The organism is Thiomicrorhabdus sp. zzn3, assembly GCF_029767755.1.
In the GTDB taxonomy this organism is placed as follows: Bacteria; Pseudomonadota; Gammaproteobacteria; order Thiomicrospirales; family Thiomicrospiraceae; genus Thiomicrorhabdus.
Genome location: NZ_JARUQS010000003.1, coordinates 22,497 through 35,154, shown reverse-complemented (window position 1 = coordinate 35,154; position 12,658 = coordinate 22,497). Strand labels below are relative to the sequence as shown.

Annotated in this window: 11 protein-coding genes, 2 tRNA genes and 1 other RNA gene; 12 read left to right on the top strand and 2 right to left on the bottom strand. The window is 47.7% G+C overall.

Annotated features, from left to right (window positions below; genetic code table 11):
- The 10 genes from QCB44_RS10030 (at position 1) to QCB44_RS09985 (ending at position 8,777) form a co-directional block, all read left to right on the top strand.
- Positions 1-900, top strand: a complete 900-nt coding sequence (locus QCB44_RS10030) for a type II secretion system F family protein (protein WP_279409821.1) — start codon at positions 1-3, stop codon at positions 898-900.
- A 103-nt stretch (positions 901-1,003) separates the two neighbouring features.
- Entirely contained in the window at positions 1,004-1,582 is a 579-nt protein-coding gene (locus tag QCB44_RS10025) for a tetratricopeptide repeat protein (protein ID WP_279409973.1), read from the top strand.
- Between the two features lies 1 nt (position 1,583).
- On the top strand, positions 1,584-2,930 hold the full coding sequence (locus QCB44_RS10020; protein ID WP_279409820.1) for a hypothetical protein: 1,347 nt from the start codon (positions 1,584-1,586) through the stop codon (positions 2,928-2,930).
- A gap of 102 nt (positions 2,931-3,032) precedes the next feature.
- A tRNA-Ser gene (locus QCB44_RS10015) sits at positions 3,033-3,123 on the top strand.
- Position 3,124: 1 nt separating this feature from the next.
- A tRNA-Gly gene (locus QCB44_RS10010) sits at positions 3,125-3,199 on the top strand.
- A 42-nt stretch (positions 3,200-3,241) separates the two neighbouring features.
- Positions 3,242-3,338: signal recognition particle sRNA small type (gene ffs / locus QCB44_RS10005), an RNA gene on the top strand.
- Positions 3,339-3,529: 191 nt separating this feature from the next.
- A complete protein-coding gene (gene dnaX, locus QCB44_RS10000) occupies positions 3,530-5,857 on the top strand; it encodes a DNA polymerase III subunit gamma/tau (protein WP_279409819.1) in 2,328 nt (775 codons plus the stop codon).
- A 63-nt stretch (positions 5,858-5,920) separates the two neighbouring features.
- Positions 5,921-6,250, top strand: coding sequence for a YbaB/EbfC family nucleoid-associated protein (locus tag QCB44_RS09995; protein ID WP_279409818.1), 330 nt, complete (start codon positions 5,921-5,923; stop codon positions 6,248-6,250).
- A gap of 87 nt (positions 6,251-6,337) precedes the next feature.
- Complete coding sequence (gene recR, locus QCB44_RS09990; protein WP_279409817.1) at positions 6,338-6,931, top strand: recombination mediator RecR; 594 nt, start codon at positions 6,338-6,340, stop codon at positions 6,929-6,931.
- Positions 6,932-6,935: 4 nt separating this feature from the next.
- Positions 6,936-8,777, top strand: a complete 1,842-nt coding sequence (locus QCB44_RS09985; protein ID WP_279409816.1) for a hypothetical protein — start codon at positions 6,936-6,938, stop codon at positions 8,775-8,777.
- A gap of 92 nt (positions 8,778-8,869) precedes the next feature.
- Here the strand turns inward: QCB44_RS09985 and argF are convergent, their stop codons facing one another.
- Both argF and QCB44_RS09975 read right to left on the bottom strand, forming a co-directional pair.
- Positions 8,870-9,775, bottom strand: a complete 906-nt coding sequence (argF, locus tag QCB44_RS09980) for an ornithine carbamoyltransferase (RefSeq protein ID WP_279409815.1) — start codon at positions 9,773-9,775, stop codon at positions 8,870-8,872.
- A gap of 29 nt (positions 9,776-9,804) precedes the next feature.
- The gene (locus QCB44_RS09975; protein WP_279409814.1) at positions 9,805-10,989 is read right to left on the bottom strand and encodes an aspartate aminotransferase family protein; all 1,185 of its coding nucleotides are present in this window, start codon (positions 10,987-10,989) and stop codon (positions 9,805-9,807) included.
- 400 nt (positions 10,990-11,389) lie between these two features.
- Here QCB44_RS09975 and QCB44_RS09970 point away from each other — a divergent pair, with 400 nt between their 5' ends.
- Both QCB44_RS09970 and QCB44_RS09965 read left to right on the top strand, forming a co-directional pair.
- Positions 11,390-12,316, top strand: a complete 927-nt coding sequence (locus QCB44_RS09970; RefSeq protein WP_279409813.1) for a branched-chain amino acid transaminase — start codon at positions 11,390-11,392, stop codon at positions 12,314-12,316.
- Positions 12,317-12,339: 23 nt separating this feature from the next.
- Positions 12,340-12,549, top strand: a complete 210-nt coding sequence (locus tag QCB44_RS09965) for a zinc-finger domain-containing protein (RefSeq protein WP_279409812.1) — start codon at positions 12,340-12,342, stop codon at positions 12,547-12,549.
- Positions 12,550-12,658: the final 109 nt, after the last annotated feature.

Genomic DNA, 12,658 nt, shown 5'->3' with positions numbered 1-12,658 from the left:
ATGAATTCATTGCCGTTGCTACTGACTGCTATTGCCTTGATCAGTTTTGTGATCACACTCTTGTTGGTAAAGCATGTGTTGAGTATGCAGGCCGGCCAGTTACAGAAAGAGCGTATTAAGGCGCGTGTCGGATTGGCTAACGATTATGCTAAGCAGCAAAAAAACTACAACGGCTGCTGGTGGTGCTCTCTGGGACGGGCGTTGGGGCCTAAAAGCGCCAAAGAGATCGCGACGGTACAGCATCAGCTGGCCAGCGCCGGTTTTCGCAACGAGCGCCATATTGGCGCCTATTTTTTCATTAAATATGCAGTAGTGCTCGGTTCGGCGCTGTTAATGGCCTTACTGTGGAGCTGGTGGGCGATTTCTCCTGTTTTAGCGATTGCCGTGCCGATCATTTTGCTTTTGGCGCCGGAACGAATCCTGATTTATTTGGGGCAGCGCCGTTTAAACCGTATCAGTGAGCACCTGCCGGATTTTCTGGATATGTGCAATATCTGTATGAATGCCGGGTTAAGTTATCTGGTGGCGGTTAAGCGTGTCGCCCAAGAGCTCAAAGAGATACACCCCGAAGTGTGTTATGAGTTTGAGTACCTGTTGGATCAGATTCAGCTAGGAGTGCCTAGAATTGAGGCGTTGCGCCAGTTTGCCGAACGCAATCCTACGCAGGAGATACAAAGCCTGGTTCAAGTATTGATTCAAAATGAGAAGTTGGGTAGCTCGATCAGTGACGCCATTTCCGCGTTTACCCGCCGCATGTACCAGATTCGTGAAGAAAAAATGGAAGAAAAAGCGGCCAAAACCTCCGCCAAAATGGCCATTGTGATTATGCCGTTTCTGATGGTGCCGTATCTGATTTTGCTGCTGGGTGAAAAAATGGTCGCTCTGGGGCGTGGATTCTGATGTGCATTGAAAAAATAGGATTTGAAAAATGAGCAGGCTTGATCTGTTGAGTTTAAAAAGTGGGATAAAGAACGGTTGCAGAATTGGAGGTGTTTTGGGACTTGTGTTATTGCTTTCTGCCTGCAGCACGGCCACGACTAAAGTGCAAAGCCAGATTGATTACGCCAAATTCTCCAAGCAAGAGGCCCCTCTGGCAACGGAGTTAGGAGAGCAGGAAGAGTATGAATTTGCGTTGGATTTAGCGCGATTTCAGGTGGAGCACCAGCGCTATGCTCAGGCCGAACCGTTATTGCAGAAGTTACGCCGGGAACGCAGCAACGATCTGCGAGTTTACCGCCTATTGGCTAAAGTGTATGAAGGTCAGAAGAAGCTGGATCGTGCCTTGGTCGCGTGGCGAGAAGCCAATAAGATTTCTGGACATTCATTGAGCGATGAGTCGGAATTAGCTAGGCTGGCTTTGATTATGGAGCATTATCAAGAAGCGGAGCGGATTTATCAGTCATGGCTTGCCCGTTCCGATGTAACTACGCAGGTCAGTGCGTTGAATAATTTAGGCTTCAGTGCCTTGTTACAAAAGGATTTTATGGGTGCAAAACGCTTTTTTGAACAGGCGTTACAACAAGATCCGTTGAACAGTAAGGCGTCGAATAACCTTAAGCTGTTGCAAAATCTGGAGGTTTAAGGTGGCTTTTTTACAACACAGCCTGCTGCGTAATCAGAAAGGGGCGATTTCCTTACTGGGGGCGGCCTCTATTGCGTTGTCATTATACACGTTCAATTTAGTGGTCGAATTCGGTAATGCTAAACTGCTGGATCGCCAGCTGGATAACTACGCGAAAACCGCTGCCTATATGGCGTTAAGAACAGAGCTAGCATTGACTGTGAACATGTCGGATGCCGAGAAGGCTGAGGCCCGTTCTCAGATCGATTTGATGCTTAATCAGGTGGGGTTGTATCTGGATGCCGAAGGCAATAATTACAATCTGGATAAATACATCACCTTTGGTAATTTTGATGAAAATGGACAGTTTGTAGCACTAACCGCTAACGCTTCGACGCCAAGAGATGTTGCTGATGGGCAAGCGCCTCCTGACTTCAGTGCAGTGGCTGTTCAATTGGTTAGTGGTGACTCTTTTTTAGGTGTGTTTACGCCACAAGGAAAAGCTCTATTAGGGCTGTCGGTAGATGAACAAAATGCAGATTCTGGCTGCTATTGTAAAAACCGTTATGCCAGCTGCTTAAGTGCAGAGCTTACAGAAGCCGATTTGTCTGCATTAGGCGTTGCGGCGTCGGACGTCAGTGTTGCGAATTCGCAAGCCCGAGAAAAATATTGTCGTTATGGCTGGACCAGTGCAAAAGCCCCAGGAGTGACTAAGTATCCTTACGCAGAATTCAATAATCCTTGGATCGGGAAGCCTGTCAACTCGGGGGATTCGTTTTCTTTTTTTACAACAAGCTATTCGGATATGGATGTTTTTAATGATGTTCTCAATCACAAACCTGTAGAAGTGGTTGATGGTGAGGACGAACTGAATAAATCGAGCAGTGCGTGCTTTTGTATGCCTTCTGGGGGGAGAACAATCTATGGTGAGGACAACGCTTCGGTTGCGTTGGATTATGACAATTCTTATCTAGATGATCGCTCTCAATACAGATGCGAAGATAACTCGTGTTGCAGCTCTGCTCAGGCCTGTTCAGATGCAAGTGGCGGTTCTTTTTGGTCCCCGAAAGAACAGGTGTTTTTTTCCGACGCAGTTTATATTGGCTATGAAGGAACCTGCGTTTCTAATAGCGGCGAAACCTCTGTTCAAAGCTGCCTTTCATACAACGATAGTGGCACAACTCGCTTTGAAAGCTGTCTGGATATCCAACGAAGAGATTCAATGTCGCTAAACTTTTTTGAACGCATGTTGGCTTTTTTCTTTGGCCCGTGGCTGGATTGGGAGCGCTCATACGAGGGCTTGAATTGTGAAATGCAAAAGATGCAATACAAAGGCTGGTGGTTCTGGGGCGGCTGGCAAGAAGTTTAACGGGTTGTTGATGATATGCATGCATTAACAGCGAAATTCTGTAATTAAGCGGATTTCTGTTTGAAAAAAATGCATTCGACCAGTATAATTCGCCATTCCTTCGGAGAGCTGTCTGAGTGGTTGAAGGAGCTCGCCTGGAAAGCGGGTATAGGTTAATCGCCTATCGGGGGTTCGAATCCCCCGCTCTCCGCCATGCGGGTATCGTATATTGGCTATTACCTCGGCCTTCCAAGCCGATGAGGGGGGTTCGATTCCCCCTACCCGCTCCATTTTCTATTCTAACGAGTTAGAAAATTCCAATATGGTGGCTCTATTCGTCTCCCCGCGACGCTAGGTTGGGAACCCCGCCAGGTCCGGAAGGAAGCAACGGTACCTTCTGACGCGTGCGCCGGGGTCGGGCGGGTAGGGTCGCCTCCATTTCTTATGTTTATCTTTTGTGATTCTTGTTGACCAGGCCTGTTGAGTTTTGGGAACGAATTTTCTGACAATCTTCTCTCTTATTTCGATTGAATCACGTTAAAATAACATTCATTCGTTGACTATTTTTGTGTTCGTAAGGCTTGGCGATTTTGCGCCGAGACGAGGTGAATCGATCCTTTATGAGTTATACCGTACTCGCCAGAAAATGGCGTCCAAAAAACTTTTCGGAACTGGTTGGGCAAAGCCATGTTATGCAGGCTTTATCTAATGCGTTAGATCAAAATCGTCTGCATCATGCCTATTTGTTTACGGGTACTCGAGGGGTCGGTAAGACCACGATTGCACGTATTTTTGCCAAAGCATTGAACTGCCAGCAGGGGGTGAGTTCGACCCCGTGCGGTGTATGCGAAAATTGTCGCGCAATTGATGAAGGGCGCTTTATTGATCTGATTGAAGTGGATGCGGCATCCCGCACCAAGGTGGATGATACGCGTGAGATTTTGGATAACGTGCAGTTCGCCCCGACTCAGGGGCGTTACAAAGTTTATCTGATCGATGAAGTCCACATGCTCTCCAAAAGCAGTTTTAATGCGCTGCTTAAAACATTGGAAGAGCCGCCGGAGCACGTCAAATTTCTGTTGGCTACTACCGATCCGCATAAATTGCCGATTACGGTCTTGTCCCGCTGTTTGCAGTTTAATCTGATGCGGTTGACGCAACTGCAGATTCAGGCTCACCTAGAACACATTTTGCAGCAAGAAAACCTGCTTTATGATCCCGCCGCTTTGGCCTTGATTGCTAAAAGTGCAGACGGGTCGGCGCGCGATTCTTTGAGTTTGTTGGATCAGGCGATTGCCTACGGTGGAGGCAATATCGAGTTTGAAGCGGTGCAGACCATGCTTGGCTTGGTGGATCAGCAGTATACTGTGGCCATTTTGCAAGCCCTGGCGGAAGAGTCGCCGCAAGCGGTTAAAGAAGTTATTCAACAGTTGGCTTTAATGGGGGTCGATTATTCAGCCCTGCTGTCACAGCTGATTGAGACCTTACATGCTTTGGCGTTCAATCAGATTTTAGGGTCGATTGAAGAAGGCAGTGCGCTGCCTGCTGAGGTCTTGCGGGCTTTAAGTCAGCAATTGTCACCGGAACGCGTACAGCTGCTGTATCAAATTGCATTGCAGGCCCGCCAGGATATGCTGTTGGCACCGGATATTCGCATCGGTTTTGAAATGACATTATTGCGTATGCTGGCGTTTGAGCCAGTAGCGTCAGGAACAGTGGTTTCTCCTGATATTAGTGTTAATGACACGAGTTCAGAACAGGAGGAAGCTTCCGAAGGTTTAAATCCTCAGGAGGTTTTAGCGGGGCTTTCATCCGCAAGAGCACTAATGGGCAAAAGCCGTGATAATGACATTGCAAGTCCTACTGAGCAGGGAAATCATACTGCTGAACAATCAGTCACTCCTGTGCAAGCAATGCACGTTGAATCGCAGCTGAACGCGGATCCTAGCTTGCAATCAGATGCGTCGATGGCACTCGAGCTTGCATCTCAGCAAACGAAAAGCTCTTCACTGCCCGCTAGTGCAAGTACCTCAAGTGATTCGCCACCATGGGATAATGCTCATGATTCGGTGGCTTCAGCCGCTCCAGCCGCTCCAGCCGCCCCTTTATCTCCAGGCCACGAATCACAACCTCCTGGGGGAAGTGATCACTTGGCGCAGATACGCGAGAGGTTGAAACAGCCGCTGGGAAAGCCTCAGACAATCATTGAACAGCCGTTATCGACGCAGCAGTCTGTAGAGCCCGCTGCTGATTCATTGTTAGCGCAAACAGCAGAGCTTAAAGCGACGCCTTCTCCTGCGTGGCAAGAGAGTGAATCGGTTACGCTTAATCAATCTTTTTCGGAACCGGTTCAACCTGAACCAGCCGCTACTCCGTCATCCGGAGTTTTTATGAATGAAGGCTTGGCCGTACCGAATGCAGAGCAAGGTTCGGTATTGGAACTCCTGCCAACAGAAGCGGCTGAAAGCGATACGTCGCAAGCGTCTTCCGACAGTCGGGTGAATGCATCTTCCACTGCGCTGCAGATCGATTATCAGCCGTTAACCAATGAGAATAGATTGCAGGTTTGGTTGGCGTTATTAGAACAGATTCAGCCTGAAGGGATGGCGGCGGAGTTGGCAAGACAGTGCGTTTTGGTTGAATATTCTCAACAGGCCTGGTCTTTGAGTGTCGATCCTCAGCAGATCTTTGCCAAAACGGATAAGGCGGTAGAGCGTTTGCAGCAGAGTGTGCAAGCTGCACTTGGGGTACCGGTTGAATTGTGTTTTATTGATGGTCTGAAGCAAGGTCTGGAATATGATACGCCGGCAAAACATGAACAACGGCAATCAGAGGCGCGCCAGCAAGCCGCTGAAGTGTCCATTCAACAGGATCCGTTGGTTGCCGCCTTTAAGCAAGAGCTTGGCTTGGAAGTGATTCCGAGTACGGTTGCGCCGTTGGCTCAATAAAACAGTTTAGAAATTCGTATTTAATGATTAATGCAAAATTAAAATAATAGGGAGTCAATCAATATGTTTGGTGGAAAAGGCGGTTTGGGTAACTTGATGAAACAAGCCCAAGAGATGCAGAAAAACATGCAAGCCATGCAAAAAGAGATCGCCGAAATGGAAGTGGTTGGTGAAGCCGGTGGCGGTATGGTTAAGGTGATCATGACAGGTAAGCATGAACTGGTTAAGGTTGATATTGACGACAGCCTGATGGATGACAAGGAAATGTTGGAAGACCTGTTTGCCGCGGCGGTGAACAGTGCTTCACGTCGTGTAGAAGAGGTTTCACAGGAAAAAATGGGCAGTTTGACAGGTGGAATGGACTTGCCGCCTGGAATGAAGATGCCATTCTAAATTGCAGTCTTTTAACCCGTTTGATGACGAAGTAGGTTCACCGTACTCTAGCAAAAAAAACGGTGGATAAAGAAGTGAAACTATTTTATGTATAGCCCTCTTATTTCTGAGCTGATTGAAGCGCTACGTGTTTTGCCTGGAGTGGGGGTGAAATCGGCTCAACGCATGGCGTTCCACTTGCTTGAGCATAATCGAAGTGGAGGAGAACAATTGGCTCATGCCATTGGAGAGGCCGTTGCTAAAGTGCAGCACTGCGAGCAGTGCCGAACTTTTACTGAAGAGTCTATCTGTACTATTTGCGCCTCTTCTTCGCGACATGGTGATGAGCTATGCATCGTTGAATCTCCTTCTGATATGATGGCCATTGAACAGTCCGGCATTTTCCGTGGTAAATACTTTGTTTTGATGGGACACTTGTCACCAATTGACGGCATCGGGCCTCAGGAGCTTGGATTGGATCAACTGGAGACTCGTTTATCCGCAAAAGGGGTGGTAGAATTGATTATAGCTACCAACCCAACTGTTGAGGGTGAAGCTACCGCACACTACATTCAACAGTTGGCAAAAGAGCACAATATCAAGGTGACACGCTTGGCTCAGGGAATACCGATTGGTGGTGAGCTTGAGTATATCGACTCTGGGACCTTGTCGCAGGCGTTCATCTCCAGAAAGGAGGTATAGACCGATGGGTAAGCTGTTAGGATGGTTAGGGCTGAGTTCGCTCCTGATATTATCAGGGTGCGGGGGCAGTGCCGGTGGAGAGAACGCCGACGCTCAGTTTTATGAACCGGGAATCAATCTAGCCATGTCGATCTCTTCAACGGGTGAGTCGACCACGACAATTCCGGCAAATGATAATGCGAAAGTGGATATTGTTTTTCTGGATGAGGGCATGATGCCGGTTGAAAATGAAATCGTCAACCTGTCCGCCACCTCCGGGACGCTTTCGCAAACTTCGGTGTTAACTGATCATACAGGGCGAGCTTCCATTACCATTTATGCCCCGGATATCGATTCCGGAACCGCGCCGGGTACGCTTACCGCGAGTTCTTCTGCTTATGATGGTGATAATTCGACATTAAATTATCAGTTTGCCGCTACGATCAGTGATGATGGTGCCAACACTTCCTCAGCCGGTTCCATTCAGTTTATTTCTGCTGACCCCGAGTTTATGTCTTTAAAGGGTACTGGTGGTGTAGGCTATGGTGAAACTTCACAAGTCAGCTTTAAAGTGGTGGATATATACGGGTCCCCTATTGAAGGGGCAACAGTTAATTTTACCCTTTCAACGACGGTGGGAGGTTTGTCTTTGACCCCGTCCAGTGCAAGCTCAAATTCTTCCGGAATTGTTACGACTACTGTTCAGGCCGGGACGATTTCTACGCCGGTGAGAGTCGGGGCTTCCGTCACCTTGTCGGATGGTCAGTTGATTTATGTGCAATCCGATCTCTTAACCGTGACGACAGGCATTCCTGATCAAAACAGTATTAGTCTGTCGATGGATAGGTTTGCACCGGAAGGCTGGGGGCATGATGGTGAAACAGTGAATGTGACTGTCCGTGTAGGGGATCGGTTCAACAATCCTGTGCCAGATGGAACCGTGATTAATTTTACTACTGAAGGCGGCTTGATTGAGTCGAGTTGTCAAACTTCTGATAGTGTCTGTTCGGTTGTTTGGACGAGCCAAGAGCCAAGGCCAGCTGACCATCGTTCAACCGTAATGGCTTATGCGATTGGCCATGAAACTTTTTATGACTACAATGCGAATGGCGTATTTGATGACGGTGATGTGTTTGATGACCTCGGTGAAGCTTTCCGTGATGATGATGAAACGGGCAGTTATAACCCTGCATCAAACAATGGTTTTAGTGCGGACGAGAAGCTTATTGATTATGATGAGGATGAGGCCTATACAGCAGCAGATGGTGTTTATAACGGGGTGCCGTGTGAGCACACAACGGACTGTCCGACGGATGCGAATAATATTGCAGATCGTTCTAACTTCTTGACGAATGTGCGTGACAGCGGTGTGATTATTATGGCGTCAAGTGCACCCAAGGTTCATCTTTATGAATTAAACGGTACAAATACAAGCTGTTTGGATACGAATGGAAAACTTTCTGTTGGCGGCGGCGGTCAATGTAATATTGTCACTGATTTTGCAGCAGGGACTGATGTTAAAAACTTATGGGTAATGGTGGAAGACACTGCGGCCAAATGTTTAACTGCGGGCGGTGATCGTGTTGTTGGAGTGGTTGATCCAGAAGATGCTGCTTGTATTGTAGCCGTCAGACAATCAGCCCCAACAGGGGCATCGATTTCTGTTAATAGTGATGTTGGTGAATTGTCTACCATTCCCTATTCTGCAATTCCGAACACTACGGGTCACCTTGAATTTAACTTCACTCTGACATCGGCGGGTGATAACGCAGAAGCTGCAACCGGTGCTTTGGAAGTTAAGGTGAGTACTGCAGTTGGTGGTGTGGATGTGTTTAATGCGGTAACCATTACCGATCCAATTAATTAATTGGAATTTCAACTGAGCAGGCCTGCTCAGTTTTAAGCCAATAAAAAAGCCCGCAAATGCGGGCTTTTTTATTTGGAGTAAGTTGCTTGCTTTTACTTGGCCATTAAGAACTCTAAAAGTGCTTTTTGGGCATGAAGCCGGTTTTCGGCCTCGTCCCAGACTACCGAGTCGGGAGCGTCAATGACCTCCGCGGTGACTTCTTCACCGCGGTGTGCCGGAAGACAGTGCATGAACAGGGCGTCGGAATCCGCTTGTTGCATCATCTGCTTGTTAACCTGATAGTCGGCAAACGCTTTTTCGCGCAGCTTCTGTTCTTCCTCTTGTCCCATGCTTGCCCACACGTCTGTAACAATCAAGTCGGCATTTTCAGCGGCATCCATTGGATTGCGCACGATTTCAACTCGATCTTTATTGGCTTCAACCAGGCCGTCATGCGGTTCGTAGCCTTCCGGGCAGGCGATACGGAGTTTGAAGTCATATTGTTTGGCGGCATTGATATAAGAGTGGCACATGTTATTGCCATCGCCTACCCAAACAACGGTCTTGCCTTGAATGCTGCCGCGGTGCTCGTAATAGGTTTGCATGTCGGCTAGCAGTTGGCAGGGATGATAGTCGTCGGTCAGCGCATTAATGATCGGCACGCTGGAATATTTAGCCATGGTTTCGACGATGTCATGTCCGAAAGTACGAATCATAATGCCGTCGACCATGCTTGAGATCACGCGTGCACTGTCTTCAATTGGTTCACCGCGGCCTAGCTGGGTATCATTGGATGACAGGAACAGAGCGTGACCACCTAGTTGCGTCATGCCAGCCTCAAAGGAGATGCGTGTGCGCGTGGACGACTTTTCAAAAATCATCGCCAATGTTTTGTTTTTGAGCGGCTCGAACACCTCACCAGCCTTATGCATGGCTTTGAGTTCGATGCCACGGAGCATCAATTGATTCAGCTCTTTCGAGGTTAAGTCTTTTAGGGTTAAAAAATGTCTAACAGTCATAAAATGACCTCTTAGTTTTTGATTTTGCTTTAGGCGTTGGCAGGTTGGGCCAAAAATGCCTTAATAAGTTGTGTTAATTCGTTGACCAGCTGGTCGGTTTGCTCCGCTGTCATAACAAATGCCGGTAGCAATCGTACTGTATCCGTACGGGTGACATTGATCAGTAGGCCTTTTTGTAAAGCTTGAGTAACGAGTTCACCGCATGGCCGGTCTAGCTGGATGCCGATCATGTATCCTTTGCCGCGTATCTGTACGACGCCATCTATATTTGCGAGAGCCTCTTTAAATCGTTGCAAAAGCAGTTCGCCTTTCTTGGCTACATGGTCGATATGATTGTGGACTGTCATGGCGTTTAATACGGCTAAACCAGCAGCACAAGCGAGGGGGTTGCCTCCAAATGTAGTGCCGTGATTGCCTGGCGCCAATACTTCAGCGGCCTTTCCTTTGGCTAAGCAGGCTCCAATTGGCACACCGTTGCCGAGAGCTTTGGCCAGAGTCATAACATCGGGGGTGATGGATTCATGCTGGAAGGCAAACCATTTTCCGGTACGTCCGATTCCGGTTTGAATCTCATCAATCATCAGTAACCAGTTGTGCGCGTCACAAAGCGCCCTGAGTTCAGTCAGATAGTTGTCTTGAGGAACGTGAACGCCACCTTCGCCTTGCACCGGTTCCACTAAGATAGCCACGATGTTCGTATTTTGGCTGTGTGCTTTAACGGCTTCAATGTCGTCGTAAGGCACGCGGATAAACCCTTCCACTAAAGGGGTAAAGCCCTCGTGCACTTTTGAGTTGCCAGTGGCCGAAAGTGTGGCTAAAGTTCTGCCGTGAAAACTGTTTTCCATCACGATTACGGCGGGATTTTCGATGCCTTGTTCATGGCCGTATTTGCGTGCGATTTTCAATGCCGTTTCATTGGCTTCCGCTCCGGAGTTGCAGAAAAACACACGGTCCATACCTGATAAGTCGGTCAATCTATCCGCTAAGGCCTGTTGATTGGCAACTTGGTACAGGTTGGAGGTATGAATTAACGTTTGGCTCTGCTCGCAGATCGCTTCAGCGACCGCAGGATGAGCATGTCCAAGACTGCATACTGCAATGCCGCTGACTGCATCCAGATAGGTTTTACCGTCTGTATCTTGTAACAGTGAGCCTGCCCCTTTTTCAAAAGTGACGGGCAGTCTGGCATAGGTCTTCATTAGGTGATCAGACATGAGCGTTTATTTCCTCTTAAACATTGTTTTCACGCAACGCTTAAAAACAAAAAAGCAACCATTTAGCCAAGTGATGCGGAGATCATTTGCATAAAAAGACGAAGTGCTTAGTATGACTCGGCTATGAGGTTGCTTTTTCTTGAATTTAAAATTTCAAAAGAATGATTTTATCGTAACTGGATGAAATATCAAGGGGCTGATGAGGGCCAGAGGGATTGCTGTTGAATGCTAAGAGCCATTGTGGCTTGGCTATGACCTGGCCAGAATAAAAAAGAGGTTAATGGGTTTTTAATAGAAAAAATCACTAAATTGATGAAATTATGCGCTTAAATTCAAAGAGAATTAGGATAAAATAAGCGACTTGATTTTAATTTTGTATTCATTTTTTGGAGTGATTTGCATGCAAACGATGGCGGATAGAGACGGTCTCATTTGGTTGGATGGGGAGATGGTACCTTGGCGTGAGGCTAAAGTACACGTGTTGACCCATACACTGCATTATGGAATGGGTGTCTTTGAAGGGGTGCGCGCGTATGAAGCGGAGCAGGGAACCTCAATTTTCCGTCTGGACGCGCATACAGATCGTTTGATTAACTCCTCTAAAATTATGAATATGGCGATGCCATTTGATAAAGAGACTTTGAACGAAGCTCAGCGTGCAGCGGTACGTGAAAATGGTTTGAAATCGGCTTATATTCGACCCATGGCCTTTTATGGTTCGGAAGGGATGGGCTTGCGTGCCGACAATTTGAAAGTTCATGTCATGGTGGCTGCCTGGGAGTGGGGCGCCTATATGGGTGAAGAGAATCTGACTCGCGGCATCAAAATCGCAACATCTTCCTATACGCGTCACCATGTGAATGTGACTATGACCAAAGCCAAATCAAATGGTCAATATATGAACTCCATGCTGGCGTTGCAGGAAGCGGTCAGCCATGGTTGTGATGAAGCGCTGTTGCTGGATGTGGACGGTTATGTGTCTGAAGGGTCGGGGGAAAACTTCTTTATGGTGAAAGATGGTGTGTTGTATACGCCTGAGCTGACTTCATGTTTGGATGGTATTACCCGTAAAACCATTATGCAGTTAGCCAAAGAGCAGGGTATTGAAGTACGCGAGAAGCGTATTACCCGTGATGAAGTCTATATTGCGGATGAAGCCTTCTTTACCGGAACGGCCGCAGAAGTCACACCGATTCGTGAACTGGATAACCGTCCGATCGGTGCCGGTTCCCGTGGGCCGATTACCGAAAAACTGCAAAGTCTCTATTTTGATATTGTTCATGGCCGCTCGCCGGAGCATATGGCGTGGTTGACGACGGTGGCTTAAGTCGCTGAATAAAGGAGAATGAGATGAGCGAACAAAACAGAACCAACTCAGAAAAGCACTGCGAAGTGACCTACGCCGACCTGCCTTTGCATTGTCCGACCCCGGAAATGAGTGTGTGGAACTCGCACCCGCGCGTTTATTTGCCGATTGAAGAGACCGGCAAAGCGAAGTGTCCTTACTGCGGTGCGGAATATGTTTTAAAGGATTGGGATCCGGATCATTCTGCCCACTAACCACAACCGTTTTGACCAGGCCTGTTGGGTTTTAACGGGCCAATAAAAAAGCCGCTGAAGATAATGGCATCTTCAGCGGCTTTTTTATGTCTGTTTACTCAGTTTTTGG